The organism is Planobispora rosea (genome assembly GCF_014648175.1).
GTDB classification, from domain to species: Bacteria; Actinomycetota; Actinomycetes; order Streptosporangiales; family Streptosporangiaceae; genus Planobispora; species Planobispora rosea.
This window is the reverse complement of sequence record NZ_BMQP01000031.1, coordinates 15,427-31,051: the sequence shown is the minus strand read 5'-3', so window position 1 is coordinate 31,051 and position 15,625 is coordinate 15,427. Positions and strand designations below refer to the sequence as shown.

The 15,625-nt window shown below is 72.3% G+C and carries 16 protein-coding genes; 8 read left to right on the top strand and 8 right to left on the bottom strand.

All coding sequences use genetic code 11. From position 1 onward, the window contains the following. Positions 1 to 644 precede the first annotated feature (644 nt). The 4 genes from IEZ08_RS39810 to IEZ08_RS26775 all read right to left on the bottom strand — a co-directional run bounded on the left by IEZ08_RS39810 (position 645) and on the right by IEZ08_RS26775 (position 4,417). Entirely contained in the window at positions 645 to 1,457 is an 813-nt protein-coding gene (locus IEZ08_RS39810; RefSeq protein WP_229803519.1) for a DUF998 domain-containing protein, read from the bottom strand. Next, entirely contained in the window at positions 1,454 to 2,710 is a 1,257-nt protein-coding gene (locus IEZ08_RS26785) for a glycosyltransferase (protein ID WP_189243245.1), read from the bottom strand. The genes IEZ08_RS39810 and IEZ08_RS26785 overlap by 4 nt, the downstream gene beginning before the upstream one ends. 20 nt (positions 2,711 to 2,730) lie before the next feature. After that, the gene (locus tag IEZ08_RS26780; protein WP_068921821.1) at positions 2,731 to 3,561 is read right to left on the bottom strand and encodes a DMT family transporter; all 831 of its coding nucleotides are present in this window, start codon (positions 3,559 to 3,561) and stop codon (positions 2,731 to 2,733) included. Positions 3,562 to 3,781: 220 nt separating this feature from the next. Further along, positions 3,782 to 4,417: a DedA family protein gene (locus IEZ08_RS26775; protein WP_068921822.1), complete on the bottom strand. Its 636-nt coding sequence runs from the start codon at positions 4,415 to 4,417 to the stop codon at positions 3,782 to 3,784. A gap of 298 nt (positions 4,418 to 4,715) precedes the next feature. On the opposite strand from IEZ08_RS26775, the gene IEZ08_RS26770 reads away from it, so the two are divergent. From IEZ08_RS26770 to IEZ08_RS26760, 3 genes are all read left to right on the top strand, one after another. Continuing rightward, the gene (locus tag IEZ08_RS26770; RefSeq protein ID WP_068921823.1) at positions 4,716 to 5,930 is read left to right on the top strand and encodes a sensor histidine kinase; all 1,215 of its coding nucleotides are present in this window, start codon (positions 4,716 to 4,718) and stop codon (positions 5,928 to 5,930) included. After that, complete coding sequence (locus IEZ08_RS26765) at positions 5,927 to 6,586, top strand: response regulator (protein WP_068921824.1); 660 nt, start codon at positions 5,927 to 5,929, stop codon at positions 6,584 to 6,586. Before IEZ08_RS26770 ends, IEZ08_RS26765 begins: the two co-directional genes overlap by 4 nt. 160 nt (positions 6,587 to 6,746) lie before the next feature. Continuing rightward, positions 6,747 to 7,718, top strand: coding sequence for a hypothetical protein (locus IEZ08_RS26760; RefSeq protein ID WP_189243228.1), 972 nt, complete (start codon positions 6,747 to 6,749; stop codon positions 7,716 to 7,718). A gap of 56 nt (positions 7,719 to 7,774) precedes the next feature. Here IEZ08_RS26760 and IEZ08_RS26755 read toward each other — a convergent pair whose 3' ends face one another. After that, positions 7,775 to 8,680: a hypothetical protein gene (locus IEZ08_RS26755; RefSeq protein ID WP_229803515.1), complete on the bottom strand. Its 906-nt coding sequence runs from the start codon at positions 8,678 to 8,680 to the stop codon at positions 7,775 to 7,777. Between the two features lie 200 nt (positions 8,681 to 8,880). Here IEZ08_RS26755 and IEZ08_RS26750 point away from each other — a divergent pair, with 200 nt between their 5' ends. Continuing rightward, entirely contained in the window at positions 8,881 to 9,753 is an 873-nt protein-coding gene (locus IEZ08_RS26750) for a TIGR03560 family F420-dependent LLM class oxidoreductase (RefSeq protein ID WP_068921826.1), read from the top strand. A 4-nt stretch (positions 9,754 to 9,757) separates the two neighbouring features. Here the strand turns inward: IEZ08_RS26750 and IEZ08_RS26745 are convergent, their stop codons facing one another. Together IEZ08_RS26745 and leuE are read right to left on the bottom strand one after the other, a co-directional pair. After that, the gene (locus tag IEZ08_RS26745) at positions 9,758 to 10,414 is read right to left on the bottom strand and encodes a VC0807 family protein (RefSeq protein ID WP_068921827.1); all 657 of its coding nucleotides are present in this window, start codon (positions 10,412 to 10,414) and stop codon (positions 9,758 to 9,760) included. Between the two features lie 252 nt (positions 10,415 to 10,666). Further along, complete coding sequence (leuE, locus tag IEZ08_RS26740) at positions 10,667 to 11,320, bottom strand: leucine efflux protein LeuE (protein ID WP_068921828.1); 654 nt, start codon at positions 11,318 to 11,320, stop codon at positions 10,667 to 10,669. On the opposite strand from leuE, the gene IEZ08_RS26735 reads away from it, so the two are divergent. Both IEZ08_RS26735 and IEZ08_RS26730 read left to right on the top strand, forming a co-directional pair. After that, on the top strand, positions 11,307 to 11,639 hold the full coding sequence (locus tag IEZ08_RS26735) for a hypothetical protein (protein WP_203863720.1): 333 nt from the start codon (positions 11,307 to 11,309) through the stop codon (positions 11,637 to 11,639). The genes leuE and IEZ08_RS26735 overlap by 14 nt on opposite strands. Beyond that, the gene (locus tag IEZ08_RS26730) at positions 11,636 to 12,070 is read left to right on the top strand and encodes a type II toxin-antitoxin system VapC family toxin (RefSeq protein ID WP_068921829.1); all 435 of its coding nucleotides are present in this window, start codon (positions 11,636 to 11,638) and stop codon (positions 12,068 to 12,070) included. The genes IEZ08_RS26735 and IEZ08_RS26730 overlap by 4 nt, the downstream gene beginning before the upstream one ends. A gap of 41 nt (positions 12,071 to 12,111) precedes the next feature. Here the strand turns inward: IEZ08_RS26730 and IEZ08_RS26725 are convergent, their stop codons facing one another. Next, a complete protein-coding gene (locus IEZ08_RS26725) occupies positions 12,112 to 12,585 on the bottom strand; it encodes an Lrp/AsnC family transcriptional regulator (protein ID WP_068921830.1) in 474 nt (157 codons plus the stop codon). A gap of 160 nt (positions 12,586 to 12,745) precedes the next feature. Here IEZ08_RS26725 and IEZ08_RS26720 point away from each other — a divergent pair, with 160 nt between their 5' ends. Next, the gene (locus IEZ08_RS26720) at positions 12,746 to 13,417 is read left to right on the top strand and encodes a nitroreductase family protein (RefSeq protein ID WP_068921831.1); all 672 of its coding nucleotides are present in this window, start codon (positions 12,746 to 12,748) and stop codon (positions 13,415 to 13,417) included. A gap of 578 nt (positions 13,418 to 13,995) precedes the next feature. After that, positions 13,996 to 15,615, top strand: coding sequence for a chitinase (locus IEZ08_RS26715; protein ID WP_176728408.1), 1,620 nt, complete (start codon positions 13,996 to 13,998; stop codon positions 15,613 to 15,615). The last annotated feature ends 10 nt before the right edge of the window (positions 15,616 to 15,625 follow it).

The following is a 15,625-nucleotide window of genomic DNA, read 5'->3' as shown; positions in this document are numbered from 1 at the left end:
CCGAGGCCGCCGCGTTCGCCCGCCAGGGCGTCGCCCTGGCGGAGGGCACGCCGGGGGCCCGCCGGGGGGACGTGGCGACGTCGATGGCGGCGCTCGCGGATGTGGCCCTGGTCAGCGGTGACCTGGCCACCGCGCTCGGCGCCTACCGGGCCGTGGAGGAGGCCGGCGGCGGCCCCTCCGTCCCGGCCGTGGCGGTCGCCGGCCAGGCGCTCGCGCACTGCTACGCCGGGAACGAGATCGCCGCCCTGCGCGAGGCGCGCCGGGCGGTCGCGCTGGCCGCCGAGTCGGGCAGCCCGAGCACCATGGCCTTCGCCCGCTTCGCCGAGGGCGAGGCCCTGGCGGATCTCGACCCGGCCGCCGCGGAGGCGTCGCTGGCGGTGGGCCGCGCGCTGTGCGAGGAGACCGGCAACCGCCTGATCACGGGCCTGGTGCTCACCTCGACCGTGGCGCTGCGCGGGCGGCACGGCCCGGTGGGACCCGCCCTGGAGCTGTTCCGGGAGACGATCACCCACTGGCGCCGGGTGGGCAACCGCACGCTGATCGCGACCGCGCTGCGCAACCTCGTCATGCTGTTCGCGCGCACCGGCCTGGACGAGGCCGCGGTGACACTCGCCGCGACGTTGAGGCGGGCGTCACCGGGCGTCTCATACGGAGCCGAGGCCGATCGGCTCGCGCGGGCGCTGGAGGCCGTCCGGGCCCGGCTGGGCGGGGACCGCCACGCCCGGGCGGAGCGGGCCGGCGCCGGCCGGTCGCTGGAGGAGGGGGCGGACCACGCCCTGTCCGTCCTGGCCGCGCACATCGCTCTGACCCCGCACATCGCTCTGGCCGCCCACGTCGCTCTGACCCCGCACGTCGCTCTGCCCCCGCACACCGCGGGCCGCCAGGAAGACCAGTGCGATCTCGGCGAACAGCAGCAGGCGTTCGATCAGCCCGTAGTAATCCGGGCCGCCGATCAGATCCGCGGTCAGCGAGCCGGGGTGGGCGGCTAGGAACACCGCCAGCAGCGCCACCGCCGCCGCGCTCACCGCGGACAGCGCGACGCCGGGCCCGCGGCGGCCGAGCAGCCAGCCCGCGCAGGGCAGCGCGGTGAACACCACGGCCGCCGACCAGCGGTGGACCTCCCCGGTGATCGAGACCACCCCGGGTGCGGCGTCCGTGGGGAACGACGCGGTCAGCAGCAGGCCGAGCGCCCCGGCGACCAGCAGCACCCGGGCCGCCGCGCTGCCCGCCGGATCCGTCCGGGCCAGGCCGTAGGCGGTCCACAGGCAGCCCGCCGCCAGCGCGAGCGTGCCCCCGACCAGCGCCCAGGCGGTGTCCTCGGCCAGCGCGTAGTCACTGATCAGACCGCTCATCGGGGATACGGCGCCGCCGGGGGCCAGGTGCGCGTAGACCATCGCCACCAGGGCGAGCACGGCCCCGCCCATGCCGAGCCCGCGCCAGATCCCGCTGCCGTTCATCGGGCGACCTCCCGGTAGATCTCCTCGAACCGGGCCAGGGAGGCCTGGTGGTCATGGGTCAGCGCGATCGCGCGGCTGGCCGCGCCCATGGTGGAGCGCAGGCCGGGCATGGTGATCAGGGAGGTGAGGTGGCGGGCCAGCTCCTGGACGTCACCGGGGTGGTACAGGTACCCGTTCCCGCCGGGGTGGACCAGGTGGGGCAGGGCCATCGCGTCGGCGGCCACCACCGGCAGGCCGGTGGCCATGGCCTCCAGCGTGGCGATGCTCTGCAGCTCCGCGACCCCCGGCATGGCGAAGACGTCGGCGGCGGCGTAGGCCAGGGGGAGGTCCTCGTCGCGGACGAACCCCAGGAAGGTCACGTGCCTGCCGACCCCGATACGCCGCGCCAGCTGCTCCAGCGCGGCCCGCCGCCCGCCGGTCCCGGCGAGCACGAGCTGCACGTCGTCACCGTTGAGGATGTACGGCAGGGCGCGGATGAGCTCGTCCAGCCGCTTCTCCTCGTCCAGCCGCCCGACGAACAGCACGGTGTCCCGGTCGGGCAGGCCGAACGCGGCCCGGATCCGGGACTTCGGCTCCGCCGGAGGCCGGAAGCGGCCCAGGTCGATGCCGCAGGAGACCGGCTCCACGGGGCAGTCGAAGCCCTTGTCGGCGAGGAGCCCGGCGGCGATCCGGGTCGGCGTGGTGATCCGGTCGGCATGGGAGAAGATCCGGTTGAAGTCGCGCCAGGCGAGCTCGCCCGCACGGTCGCGGAGCCGGCCGGGCACGTGCGCGAACTGGAAGAGGTTGTCGGGCATGAAGTGGTTGGTCGCGACCACCGGCACGTTCCCGCGCCGGGCGGCGGCGATCGCCGCGCGGCCGACCACGAAGTGCCCCTGCGTGTGGACCACGTCGGGGGCGACGGAGGCGACCAGCCGGTCGAGGCGGGCGGGCAGGGAGACCCGCATGCTCGGATGGACCAGCAGCGGGGCCGAGCGCAGCCGGTGCACGGTCACGCCGCCGACGCGCTCGGTCCTGGCCGGGCCCGTGTCCGAGGCGCAGACCACGTGGACGTCGTTGCCCCGCCCGGCCAGGCCGACGGCGAGCCGGTGGGTGAAGTAGGAGGCGCCGTTCACGTCCGGCGGGTAGGTGTCGGTCGCGATGAGCACCCGGCTGGGCCGTACGGGGAGCAGCCCGGCGAGGGGGACCGCGGAAGGGGCGGGGACGGCGGACGGAGCGGGAGCGGGCGAGACGGCGGAGGGAGCGGCGGGGGACATGACCATGAGGCGGACTCCGTTCAGCGGGCTGTGGGGTCGGGGGCGGACGACAGCGGAGTGGTACGGGCCAGGGCGACGGTCCCGGCGGCGGCGAGCGCCGTGGCCGCCAGGGCGGTGAGGGTGTTCACCGCCCCGGTCGGCAGGGGCTCGCCGAGCAGGAGCGCACCGAACGCGACGGCGGTGAGCGGGTCCGCCACCTGGAGGGCGGCGAAGGCGACGCCGAAGTGGCCGTGCGCGTAGGCACGCTGCAGCAGGGCCAGGGCGACGAGCGCGGGAATCGGGGCCGCCGCCAGGAACCAGAGCTCCCGGTTGCCGTCGACCAGGACGCGGGCGAGGGTGGCGGTCGCGCCGTACAGCACGCCCGCCCCCGTCGCCAGCAGTCCGGCCCGCGCGGCCGGGGAGGCCCGGCGGGCGGCGACCCCCATCACCAGGGCGGCGGCGGCCGCCCCCGCGAGCAGGGCCACCGCTTCCCCGGTGCCGAGGTACGGCGAGCCGGAGGGTTCCGGAATGACGAGGACCAGGCCGATGAGCCCGATGGCGATCACGCTCGCGGCGGCCAGTTCCCGGGGCCGTGGCCTGCGGCCGTGCAGGGCGGCGGCGCAGGGCAGGGCGAACAGGAGACTGGCCACCCCCATCGGCTGGACCACGGTGAGGGGGCCGTACTTGAGTGCGACGACGTGCAGGGCCGTACCCGCGCCGATGGCCAGGCCGCCGAGCAGCCAGCGGGGCCGCCGCAGCAGGTCGCGCAGGCCGGGACCGGCCGTGCCCGCCGCCTCGAACTGCTGCAGCGCGGCGCCGAGCGCGAAGAACAACGAGCCCAGCAGTGCCAGAGCGGCGGCCAGCACGGTCATGCGTACTCCTCCCACAGCAGATCAAGACATGACGAGATGGCCGCGACGCCTCGCTGAGGCGTCCGGATCGTGGTTTTCCGGTGGACTGGTGGAAGCGTCCCGCGCCGGGGGAGGCCGGAGCCATAGGGGATCTCCCTGAGATCGATGGGAGATCCCTGAGAGCCGCGTCGGGGAACCGGTGGGAGGGCGGTGTCCCTTCAGGACTCCTGGCAGGTTACGGTCAGTCGGCGGCGTAGGCCGGCTCGGCCTCCGGGGCCGGCGGCGGGACCGTACGGCGGCGGCGCACGTACCGGACGACCTCGACGATCACGGTGATCGTCACGGCGATGCCCAGGCCCAGCAGCAGGCCCTTGATCGGGTCGTGCTCGAAGGCGGCTCCGCCCACGTAGCCGATCAGCGCCGAGTAGACGGCCCAGGAGGAGGCGGCGATCCCGTCGAAGAAGGCGAAGGAGCGGCGGGGGTAGGCGACCGCGCCCATCGTCAGCGTGCACGCCGTACGGCCGCCGGGGATGTAGCGGGCCACCACCAGGACGAGCCCGCCCCGCTCGGCCAGCGCCTGCTCGGCCCAGGCGAACGCCTTGGCGCTGCGCCTGCCGTTGCGCAGCCTGTTGTTGGTGCTGCGGCCGATGGCGTAGGAGATGTGGTCGCCGGCGAACGCGCCCAGCGCCGCCACCACGATCACCAGCGCCACGTCGGGGGCACCGGTGGAGGCGGCGAACACGCCGGCCGTGATGACGGACGTCTCGGCGGGCACGATCGGGAAGAACCCGTCGAGCATCGCCAGTGCGAACAGCGCCAGGTAGATCCAGGGGGAGGACATCACCTGCTGGACGACGTCGAGGATGGCTTGGGTCATGACCGGGCTCCAGGGGGTCTCGGGTGGCTTCACAGCACGCTGACGGCCCGATGATCTCCAGACATCGGGGAAGACCCCGGAGTCCGCGGGGCGTGCCCCTGAGATCCCTCAGGGATCCGTCACGTGGACCGTATGAGTGGCATCTGTCATGCCGCTTGCATGTGGATTGACCGTATGAATTGTGCAGGTTTCCCGGCATCGCACGAACGGCCCCGCCCGCCCCCTACTTTCGTCGGGGGTGCACGTGCTCCCCGGGTCGGAGGGACGGGCCGCGGGACGGCTGTAGCGTCATGGAGTGATGGACGACAGGAAGCCGGAGAAGACCGTTCCCCGGGACTGGAGAGGGCCGCTGCTCTGGGCGGTGTCGTGCGTCCCGCTGCTCCTCGCCCCTCCCGTTCCCGCGTGGCTGGGTCCGGCCGCCGGCTGGACGCGGGTGTGGGCGGTCCCGGTGGGCGCGGCCTTCCTGGCGGCGGCCGTGCTCGCCCGCCGGCGGGCACCGCTCGCCGTCGCGCTGGCGGTCCTGGCGGCGGGGTCGCTCAACGTCGAGGAGGGCTGGGCCACCACCAGGCTCTGGTGGGTGGGAGAACCGGTGAAGCTGGGGCCGCTGAACGGCTTCACCCTCGCGGTCATCGCCCTCAGCTACCGGGCGGGCCGCCGGATGCCCCACGCGCGGCCCGCGGTGTCGGCCTACGCCGCGATCGCGGGGGCGGTCGCCGTCCTGACCGCGGTGGTCTCCCTCGGTCCCGAGCCGGACCCCGCGGCGGCGTTCTGGTCCTCGGTCCTGTCCGGCGTGCTGCTCTGGGCGGTCCTGCCGTGGTCGGCCGGGCTGCTGGTACGGCAGCGCGCGGAGTCACGCGCCCGCGAGCAGGGCCTCGTGGCCGCCCAGGCCCGCCTCCGCGAGCGCAACCGGATCGCCCAGGACATGCACGACTCGATCGGCCACGACCTCGCCCTGATCGCGCTCCGGGCCGCCGCCCTGGAGATGGCCCCCGACCTGGATGAACGCCACCGCAAGGCGGTGGGCGAGCTGCGCGGCGCCGCCGCCGAGAGCACCGAGCGCCTGCGCCGGGTCATAGGCGTCCTGCGCGAGGCGGACGAGGGAGACGGCGGGGCGGGTGCGGCGCCGCTGACCCCGGCCCAGGAGAGCGTCGCGGAGATCGTGGACCGGGCCCGGGACTCGGGCCTGGAGGTGGACCTGCGCGGGGACGGTCTCCTGCGGGACCGTACGGCCTGCCGGGTCGTCCAGGAGGCGCTGACCAACGCCGCCAAGCACGCCCCCGGCGCTCCGGTGACGGTCGAGACGTCCGGCGACGCGGGAGAGATCACGGTGATCGTCCGCAACCGGGTCCCGGACATCCCGTCCGCCCGGTCACGCGGGGGCGGCCTCGGCCTGATCGGCCTGGGCGAGCGGGTACGGCTCGCGGGCGGCACCTTCGAGGCCTCCCGCGGACCGGAGGATTTCCTGGTCCTGGCGCGTTTCCCGACGGATTCCCCCACGGACGGAGTGACATGATCCGGGTGCTGCTGGCCGACGACGAGGCCATGATCCGGGCGGGGGTCCGGGCCATCCTGGCCGCCGACCCGGAGATCGAGGTGGTCGCCGAGGCGGGCGACGGGCGGGAGGCGATCGACCTGACGCTCTCCCACCGCCCCGACGTCGTCCTGCTCGACATCCGCATGCCCCGGCTGGACGGCCTGGCGGCGGTCGCCGAGCTGCGCCGTGCCGCGCCGGAGACCGGCGTGCTGATGCTGACCACGTTCGGCGAGGACGAGTACATCGCCCGGGCGCTGGGGGAGGGCGCGAGCGGGTTCCTGCTGAAGGCGGGCGACCCGCGCGAGCTGCTGGCCGGGATCCACGCCGTCGCCGAGGGCGCCGCCTACCTGTCCCCGAAGGTCGCCCACCGGGTCATCACCGAGCTGACCGGCGGCCGGATGAGCCGCACGGCCGCCGCCCGCGAGCAGATCGCCGCCCTCACCCCGCGCGAGCGCGACGTCCTCGCCCTGGTCGGCGCCGGCCTGTCCAACGCCCAGATCGCCCGCAGGCTCCACCTGGTCGAGGGCACCGTCAAGGCCCACGTGAGCGCGATCCTCACCCGCCTGGACGCCCGCAACCGCGTCCAGGCCGCCATCCTCGCCCACGAGGCCGGCCTCCTCGACCAGGAGAGGTGAATCTGATCCGGACAGGTGTGCCGATCCGGAGGTGGTGGCGCTCCTCACCGTGGCGACGCCCGCCCGGCAGGTTCCGGTGTCCGGGGAGCACGGGGATCCTCCGCCCGAGGGCGGTTTCCCGGCCGGGAGGACGGGGTGGGAGAGTCACATCATGACTCAGGTGATCGACAACCCTCGGACCGGAGTTCTCCGCCTGACGGCGACCGCAGTGGCCGTCGCGGGCATCCTCCCCTATCTCGCCCTCAAGATCGCCTGGCTGACCGGGAGCACCTTGGGGATCCAGGACGCCGCCGTCCTGGACGACGCCGGTTTCTTCGGCCTCAACCTGCTCACCTTCGGCATGGACGCGGTGGCGCTGGTCATCGTGCTCGCGTTCGTCCGGCTCTGGGGGCGGCGGATCCCGGCGGGACTGATCCTGCTGCCCATGTGGGTCGGGATCGGCCTGCTGGCCGTGATCCTCGCCCAGGTCCCGCTGAGCGCCCTGGTCGGCGTGCTGAGCGGGACCCCGCTCCTGACGGAGGACAGCCCGGTGGCCGGGTGGGTCTATGTCGTCGTCTACACCGGGTTCTGCTGCCAGGCCCTCGGGCTCATGGTCGGGTTCCGGTACCACGCGCGCCACCGCTGGCCCTGGGTGTTCACGCGCAGGGTCTCGGACGGTACGGCGGGCGCCACCCACGAGTTCCAGGCGTTCGCGGCATGGGGCGTGGCGATCGTCGCCGGGATTCTGGCGGTGATCAACCTGAGCTGGATACTCGGCGCGACGTACGGCCTGCCCGCCGCGGTGATCGCCGGCCGTACCTTCGCCTTCCACCTGAACGTCGGGATCAACGCGGCGACGGCGGTCGCGGCGGCGGCCGGCCTGCTGATGATCGTCCGGCGGAGGTCGGGCCGGCCCCTGTGGATCCCGGTGACGGTCGCCTGGATCGGCTCGGGGGCGATGTTCGGCTGGTCCCTCTACGCGATGATCATCGCCCTGACGCCGAACCCGCTGAACCCCGGCGGCGACCAGGGAATCCTCGACCTGGTCAGCCTCTTCACCCTGCTCACCGGGGCCGTCGCCGGCCTGACCGGAATCGTCGCTCTCGCCGAGCACGCCTCCGCCTCGCGGTCCGCGCCCCCGGCGGCGGGGTAGACGTCCCACGGTCCCCACCTGGTCGAGGGCACCGTCGAGGCCCCGGGGAAGGTTCGTCAGCGGGCCTCTTCGCCGGTGTCGCCGAACAGGTCGTGCACGGTCGGGGCGGTGACCGCGCGGCTCGCCCAGGCCTCCAGTTGCGCGAGGTCGGTGCAGGCGGTGATGCGGGCCCGGATCTCGTCGGGCACTGCCAGGCCCCGGGCCTCCAGCACCACCAGCACCATCCGGGCCGCTTCCTCGGCCCGGCCTTCCGCCTTGCCTACGGTCTTGCCTTCTTCCACGCCGCGGCCGTAGTGCTCGCGGGCGAAGGGGCTGTAGACGGGCCAGTCGGTGGACGTCATGATCTCCTCCAGGAGGATTCGTACCTCGGGCGCGGCCATGCTGAATGCGTATTCATAGTACTTCGGAGCGTGTTCGCCGGGCAGGTCCGCCAGCGCCGTGGTGAAGGCCTCGACCACCTTGCGCTCGCGGCGGCCGTGCATCATCACCGCCAGGGTGGCCAGCTCCGGCTGGGCGGCGGCCTGCTGCGCGTCGGTGATGACCGGGATGTCATCCGGGCCCAGCACACGGGCCTGCAGCCGGTAGCCGGTCAGGCCCGAATCGATGGGCTGGGCATAGTGGACGGCGGTCTTGACGTCGGGGCAGACGACCAGGACGGTCACGTCGCAGCGCAACTGCAGCCACAGCGCGGCGGCGTAACGGGCCAGCTGACGGGGGTCTTTGGACTTGTCCTGCTGGATCTCCACGATGATGGCGTGCGCCGGTGCCTGGGGCGGGCCCAGCACCAGCACCAGATCGGCCTCGATGTCGTCGGAGGGCCGGGTGTTGAAGGTGGTGTTCTCCGGCCGGATCAGCGGGGTGGCGGGCAGATTCTGGCCCAGCAGGTCGTGCAGGAGTTCCACCGCCAGCTCGGGCCGGTCACGGAAGAGCCGGATGAGCGCATCATGTTGGGGGGACGGCATGTCGCTGATTGTGACATGAAGGCTACTCAAAGCGATCGTGTTTTCGAGAACTCACGTCCATGAGGCCGTATCGCTCGCGGAGGCGTCCGTCTGACGAGTCCTGGAGCGGCGTTCCGCCTCCCGGATACGCCCCGGGTCGTACGGCGGGAGCCGCCCCGTGAAGGATGCGGTGCGGCAGGCTGCCCGGAAGGCTTGAGGCCATGAGAGTGAGCCTGAACATCACGAACTACTCGTGGCCGGAGGGCGCGCCGGGTCTCGCCTCCCGCCTCGGCGGGGTCGTCCGCGCGGCCGACGAGGCGGGACTGGACACCGTGTGGGTCTCCGACCACCTGATCCAGGCCGATCCGACGAGCACGCCCGAGGCTGAGATGCTCGAGGCGTACACGGTGCTGGGTTTCCTCGCGGGTCAGACGCGGCGGGTCGGGCTCGGCACGATGGTGACCGGTGTGACCCACCGCCCGGCCGCCCTGCTGGTCAAGGCCGTCACCACGCTCGACGTGCTCACGGGCGGGCGCGCCTGGCTCGGGATCGGGGCCGGGTACCACGAGGAGGAGGGCCGCGCCATGGGCCTGCCGCTCCCGCCCGTGGCCGAGCGGTTCGAGCGGCTGGAGGAGACGCTCCGGCTCGCGATCCGGATGTGGTCGGGCGACGAGACTCCCTTCGAGGGCCGGCACCTCCGCGCGGAACGCCCGCTCGGCAGCCCGCGCCCGCTGTCCTCGCCCCGTCCGCCCATTCTGATCGGGGGCATGGGCGAGCGGCGGACCCTGCCTCTGGTGGCGCGGTACGCCGACGCGTGCAACCTCTTCGACATCCCCGACGGCGGCCAGACGGTCAGGCGCAAGCTGGAGGTCCTGGCCCGGCACTGCGAGGAACTCGGCCGGCCCTACGACGCGATCGGCAAGACGCTGAGCACCCGGCTGGACCCGCGGGAGACGGCGGAGTCGTTCGCCGGGCGCTGCGCGGCGCTCGCGGAGCTCGGGATCGGGCACGTGGTCGTGATCACCGGTGGCCCGTGGACGGAGGAGTCGGTCGGGACGCTCGGCGCCGCCGCCTCCCAGGTGCGGTCGCTCTGATCCGTCAGGCGGCGGGCGCGGAGGCGGGAGCGGGCGCGGGGTCGTGGTGCAGGCGGTGCAGGACGCGGCGGAAGGCCCAGACGGAGAAGGTCGCGGCGAAGCCGGTGATGGCGGCGACGATCAGGGTGCGGGTCAGCAGGTAGGTGCCGACCGACTGGTGGAGCAGGAGCCAGATGCTCACGGTGGAGTTGGCCAGCAGCACGAAGGCCCACAGCAGGGTGATTCGGGCGAAGAACCGGCGGACCCGCTCGTTGCGCAGCACCGCCGAGGGCAGGTGGACGTAGTCGAGGGTCAGCTTCTGCACCAGCGGGCGGCGCAGCCGTACCGAGGCGAGGAAGACCATGCTGATGCAGATCGTGCCCAGCTCGGGCTGGAGGAAGAAGACCGTCACGCTCCCGGACCAGAGACCGATCAGCGCACGGACGGTGATCGCGAGGGCGGCGATGAACATCGTCGCGGGCACCCGGGTCCGGCGGATCAGCCGCCAGCCGATCCCGGCGTACACCCAGGTGGCCGCCGCGATCATCGCGCCGGTCTCGCCGAGCAGGGCGAACGCGGTGTAGAAGACGGCGAGCGGCGCCACGACTGCTTCCAGGAGCCGTGGCACCGCCTGGCGGGCGAGCACGGTCAGACGGGGAAGGGTGAAGGGCGTATGGCTCACTGCTGCTCCACAGGACGGCGGACATGACCGGCGCTGAGAGTTCGCGCCTACCCCAGCAATAGACGACCAGGCCTGCCGGGGCCTTGAGACGCACTTGCGGAATGGTTACTCCGGTGTGCGCCGGCGACTCACGGTACCCGGCCCGTACGGCTGCCACCGGGTAATTGGACATCCTGTCCGTGTGAGGCAGGTCACGACGGAGTGTCGCATTCTCGCTGATCAAGAACGGTGGAGCGGGGGCGGCCGGGGGCGTCAGCCGATGGTGGAGGTGGCCAGCCGCGCGCCGAAGCCGACGAACAGCGCGCCCGTGGCCGTGGTGAAAACCGCCGTCAGCACGCGCCGCCGCCGGAACTGCGCGGCCAGGTAGGTGCCGCCGAAGATCAACGCGCTCAGGTAGAGCATGCTGAAGATCTGCAGGATCGTGCCCAGGATGAGGAACGACAGGGCGGGCGCGCTGTAGCCGGGGTCCACGAACAGGACGAAGAAGGAGATGAAGAACAGGATCGCCTTCGGGTTGAGCAGGCTGATGAGGAGTGCCCGGCGGAACGGGTCCGCGGCCGGCTCGGCGGCCTCCTCCCGCGCCGCGGGGGTCTTCTCCGGGGACCGCCACGACCGCAAGGCCCCGCGGATCATCTGGAAGCCCATCCAGGCCAGGTAGGCGCCTCCGGCGTACTTCACCATGGCGGCCAGCAGCGGGGTGGTCTTCAGCACCGAGGCGGCTCCGGCCGCCGACAGCGCCATCAGGACCGTGTCGCCGACGAACACCCCCGCCGCCCCGAGGTATCCCTGCCGAACTCCGTGCCGCGCTGCGGTGGCCAGGACATAGAGGGAGTTGGGGCCGGGCAGCAGGATGATCAGGAATGCGCCGATGGCGTAGGCCCAGATGTCGGTGATGCCGAAGAACATAGTGGTACTCCAGGGGGCGAACGGGATCCTGTTCACGGTACTCCCGCCGGCACGTTCGTCGCTCCTCGGCGAGGCGTCCGCGGAGACGCACGATATTTCGGACGGGTTGCTGGCGGAAGCCCGGCGCGTTGCCCAACGGGAGGGGGTCACGCTGCGGTCGCTCATCGAGGAGGGGCTGCGCTCCGTTCTCGTCCGCCGGTCGGAGCGCGAGGACTATGTCCTGCCGGACGCGTCTGTGGGCGGCCAGGGTCTGCAGCCTTCTGCGAGGGGCGCCTCATGGGAGGAGCTTCGCGCCTTGAGCTACGGGGATCGTCTGTGATCGCCGTCGACACGAATCTCATGGTCTATGCGCATCGGAGGGACAGCGAGTTCCACGGCCGCGCGGCGTCGGCGCTGAAATCGCTGGCCGAAGGACGGGCCGCGTGGGCGATTCCATGGCCGTGTGTAGATGAGTTCTTCTCGATCGTGACCCATCCCCGGGTGTACGCCCCACCCACCACGACGGCGGAGGCCGTCCGGCAGATCGAAGCCTGGCTGGGTTCTCCCTCCCTCGTGATGATCGGTGAGGCTGACGGCTACTGGCAGATCCTCCGCAAGGCCCTGGAGGAGGGGAAGGTCATGGGGCCGATGGTGCACGACGCCCGGATTGCGGCGTTGTGTGTCGCGCACGGTGTTCGGGAACTGTGGACCATGGACCGCGACTTCAGCCGTTTCCCGGGGCTGGCAACCCGTAACCCGCTGCGGGCCTGAGAGCCTGCCGGCGGCGCGCGGCCCGGTGCCCCGGTACCGCGTCAGGCGAGATCGGCCAGAGGATGGACCCGGTGGGGGACCACCGTGGACAGGGTGATCACGGTGCTGCTGCGCCGTACGCCCGGGATGGCCAGGGCGCGGTCGATGACCTCCTGGATGTGCTCGTGGTCGCGGCCGGCGATGCGGCACCAGACGTCGCCGGGGCCGGTGACGATGTGGGCCTCCAGCACCTCCGGGATCGCCTCCAGGGCGGCGGAGATGCCGGCGCGCGAGACCTGCTCGACCTCCAGCGTGGTGAAGGCCTGCACCGGGTAGCCGAGGGCGGCGGGGGAGAGGTTCGGGCCGAAGTCGGTGATCACGCCGTCGGCGACCATCCGGCCGAGCCGGGCCGAGACGGTGCCCCGGGCGACGCCGAGGAGGCGGGCGATCTCCAGCAGGCCGGTACGGGGGCGCTCCCTGATCAGGTGGAGGAGCCTGCGGTCGAGGTCGTCCAGGCCATGCCTCCGGACTGCCAATCTGCCCACCTCCGGGGGTGCGGGTCACGGTCGATGCTGCCGATCTGGCAGTGGAACGGCGAGGGTGTTGCCCGGTCTGCCGGTGAGATCCACACTACGCCTGCATATCCGCCATCCGATTCAGGGTGCGCCTGAACGGCGGGCAGCTACGGAGGTCACCATGGCACGGCAGCACTCCCACCCGTTCGTCCCGTACCGGCCGGTCCGGTACCCCGAACCGGAGATGATCGCCCGGGGCCGGGAGTTCTACGAGCACATGGACAGGCGCCGCAGCGTGCGCTTCTTCAGCGACGAGCCGGTGCCGCGCGAGTGCGTCGAGCTGGCGGTCAGGGCGGCGAACACCGCGCCGTCCGGGGCGCACCAGCAGCCGTGGAAGTTCGTGATCATCGGTGACCCGGAGACGAAACGGCGGATCAGGCAGGCCGCCGAGGCCGAGGAGCGGCAGAACTACGAGGGCGGGCGGCTGACGCCGGAGTGGCGCGAGGCGCTGGCGCCGCTGGAGACCGGCCCCGACAAGGAGTACCTGGAGACGGTGCCGTGGCTGGTGGTGTGCTTCGCCGAGAAGTACGGCGTGCGCCCGGACGGCACCCGGGTCAAGCACTACTACGTCAACGAGAGCGTCGGCATCGCCTGCGGCTTCCTCATCGCGGCGCTGCACGCGATGGGTCTGTCCACGCTCACCCACACGCCCAACCCGATGGCGTTCCTGAGCGAGATATGCGGGCGGCCGGGCAACGAGCGGCCCTACATCCTGTTCCCGGTCGGTTATGCCGCGCCCGACGCGGAGGTTCCCGACCTGGTCCGCAAGCCGTTCTCCGAGGTGATCGGGTAGGCGGCCGGACGATCCGGCGGACGATCCGGGAGCCCCGCGCGCAGGTCCGGGGGCCCCGCGCGGGAACGCCGGTCCCACCGGCGTTCCCGCGCGGCCCCGGGGTTTTGGAGCGTGCCTTCCTGGGTCGTTGAAAATCAAAGCTTTTGGGCCTTGTGAGAGGCCTCTGTCAAAGCTACGATCGCCACAACTCTTAGGAAACTTTCCTAAAAGAAATGACGAACGGGAGCATCCGTAGCCCGTTCGAATCCGAGAAGACAGACATTGAGCTGCGGAAACTCAACGATGAGGGCCGTCGCCACCTGGGAGCCGGCCGTCCCGACCCATCTCGATTCCCCGTTCTCTCCTTCATCGGAGTGATCATGAGACGCATCCCCGCCTTACTGGCCCTGACAGCTCCTGCAAGCTTCCGCGCCGTCCGTTGAGCCGGGGCGCCCACCTGCCGACCTCGCACGGCGGGAGGGCGCCCTTCCCGCCGTACGGCTTGCGCCACGCCCTCCTCGGTCCCCTCCGGAGGAGCTCCCCCCGACCGGGCGCAAGCCGTACGGCCACCCCCCGAACCAGAGTCCAACGAGGTCAACGTGAAATCTCGCGTCATCGCCCGATGTCTCGTCTCCATGGCGGCGCTCCTGCTGACCGCGCCGCTCGCGACCCCCGCCCACGCCGCCGTGACCGGTACGGCGACCAGCACGGCCGCCACGGCCACGGCCACGTTCACGAAGGTCGGTGACTGGGGCTCCGGCTTCGAGGGCAGATACACGATCAAGAACGGGACCGCCGCCGCCATCTCCTCCTGGAAGGTCGAGTTCGACCTCCCCGCCGGGGTGAGCGTCGGCTCCTTCTGGGACGCCACCCTGACCCGCAGCGGCCAGCACTTCACCTTCTCCAACGTCGGCTGGAACGGCACCCTCGCTCCCGGCGCCAGTGTGACCTTCGGGTTCCTCGGCTCGCCCGGCGGGGCGGCGGCCGTACCGGCGAACTGCAAGCTCAACGGCGCCGCCTGCGCCGGAGACGACGGCGGCCCGACCGACCCCGTGCTGCCCGGCAGACCCGGCACCCCCACCGCCACCGGCGGGGCCAAGAGCATCGCGCTGTCGTGGGGCGCCTCGTCCGGCACCGTGACCGGCTACCGCGTCTACGAGGGGAGCACCCAGAAGGCGCAGGTCACCGGGACCAGCGCCACCATCTCCGGGCTGGGCGACTGCGAGACCCACACCTACACCGTCAAGGCCTACAACGCCGAGGGCGAGTCGCCCGCCAGCGCCGAGGCCGTCGCGACCACCACCGGCTGCCCGCCGAGCCCGCTGCCCAAGCACTTCCTCACCGGCTACTGGCACAACTTCGTCAACGCGGCCGTCGAACTGAGGCTCTCCGCGGTGCCCGCCGAGTACGACCTGGTCGCCGTCTCCTTCGGCGAGGCCACGAGCACCCCCGGCGAGGTCGTCTTCGGCGTGGACCCCGAGCTGTCGACCGCCCTCGGCGGTTACACCGAGGCCCAGTTCAAGGCCGACGTCGCGACCCTGAAGGCGCGCGGCCAGAAGATCATCCTCTCGGTCGGCGGCGAGCTCGGCCGGGTCCAGGTGGCCAGCGCCGCGGCGGCGACGAAGTTCGCCGACACCGTCTACGCCCTGATGCAGCAGTACGGCTTCGAGGGCGTGGACATCGACCTGGAGAACGGCCTCAACGCCACCTACATGGGCCAGGCGCTGCGCGCGCTGCGCGCCAAGGCGGGCGCGAACCTGATCATCACGATGGCCCCGCAGACCATCGACATGCAGTCGACCGGCGCCGAGTACTTCAAGCTCGCGCTGAACATCAAGGACATCCTCACCGTCGTCCACACCCAGTTCTACAACTCCGGCTCGATGCTCGGCTGCGACCAGATGGCCGCCTACTCCCAGGGGACGGTCAACTTCATGACCGCGCTGGCCTGCATCCAGCTGGAGAACGGCCTCCGCCCCGACCAGGTGGCGCTCGGCCTGCCCGCCGGGCCCGGCGCGGCCGGCGGCGGGATCGTCGCCCCCGCCCTGGTCAACCAGGCGCTGACCTGCCTGGCCACCAGGACCGGCTGCGGGAGCTTCGTGCCGCCGCGCGCCTACCCGGGGATCCGGGGCGCGATGACCTGGTCGATCAACTGGGACGCCTCGAACAACTGGAACTTCTCCAAGACCGTCAAGCCGCACCTCGCGACCCTCCCCTAGGCAGGAACGC

What these genes read in the sequence shown, in the direction of transcription:
- IEZ08_RS26750 (WP_068921826.1), top strand. Translation starts at nt 8,881, where the DNA reads ATGAGAGTGAGCCTGAACATCACGAACTACTCGTGGCCGGAGGGCGCG.
- IEZ08_RS39810 (WP_229803519.1), bottom strand. Translation starts at nt 1,457, where the DNA reads ATGAACGGCAGCGGGATCTGGCGCGGGCTCGGCATGGGCGGGGCCGTG.
- IEZ08_RS26735 (WP_203863720.1), top strand. Translation starts at nt 11,307, where the DNA reads ATGCCGAAGAACATAGTGGTACTCCAGGGGGCGAACGGGATCCTGTTC.
- IEZ08_RS26755 (WP_229803515.1), bottom strand. Translation starts at nt 8,680, where the DNA reads ATGCCGTCCCCCCAACATGATGCGCTCATCCGGCTCTTCCGTGACCGG.
- leuE (WP_068921828.1), bottom strand. Translation starts at nt 11,320, where the DNA reads ATGTTCTTCGGCATCACCGACATCTGGGCCTACGCCATCGGCGCATTC.
- IEZ08_RS26720 (WP_068921831.1), top strand. Translation starts at nt 12,746, where the DNA reads ATGGCACGGCAGCACTCCCACCCGTTCGTCCCGTACCGGCCGGTCCGG.
- IEZ08_RS26785 (WP_189243245.1), bottom strand. Translation starts at nt 2,710, where the DNA reads ATGTCCCCCGCCGCTCCCTCCGCCGTCTCGCCCGCTCCCGCTCCGTCC.
- IEZ08_RS26765 (WP_068921824.1), top strand. Translation starts at nt 5,927, where the DNA reads ATGATCCGGGTGCTGCTGGCCGACGACGAGGCCATGATCCGGGCGGGG.
- IEZ08_RS26780 (WP_068921821.1), bottom strand. Translation starts at nt 3,561, where the DNA reads ATGACCGTGCTGGCCGCCGCTCTGGCACTGCTGGGCTCGTTGTTCTTC.
- IEZ08_RS26775 (WP_068921822.1), bottom strand. Translation starts at nt 4,417, where the DNA reads ATGACCCAAGCCATCCTCGACGTCGTCCAGCAGGTGATGTCCTCCCCC.
- IEZ08_RS26770 (WP_068921823.1), top strand. Translation starts at nt 4,716, where the DNA reads ATGGACGACAGGAAGCCGGAGAAGACCGTTCCCCGGGACTGGAGAGGG.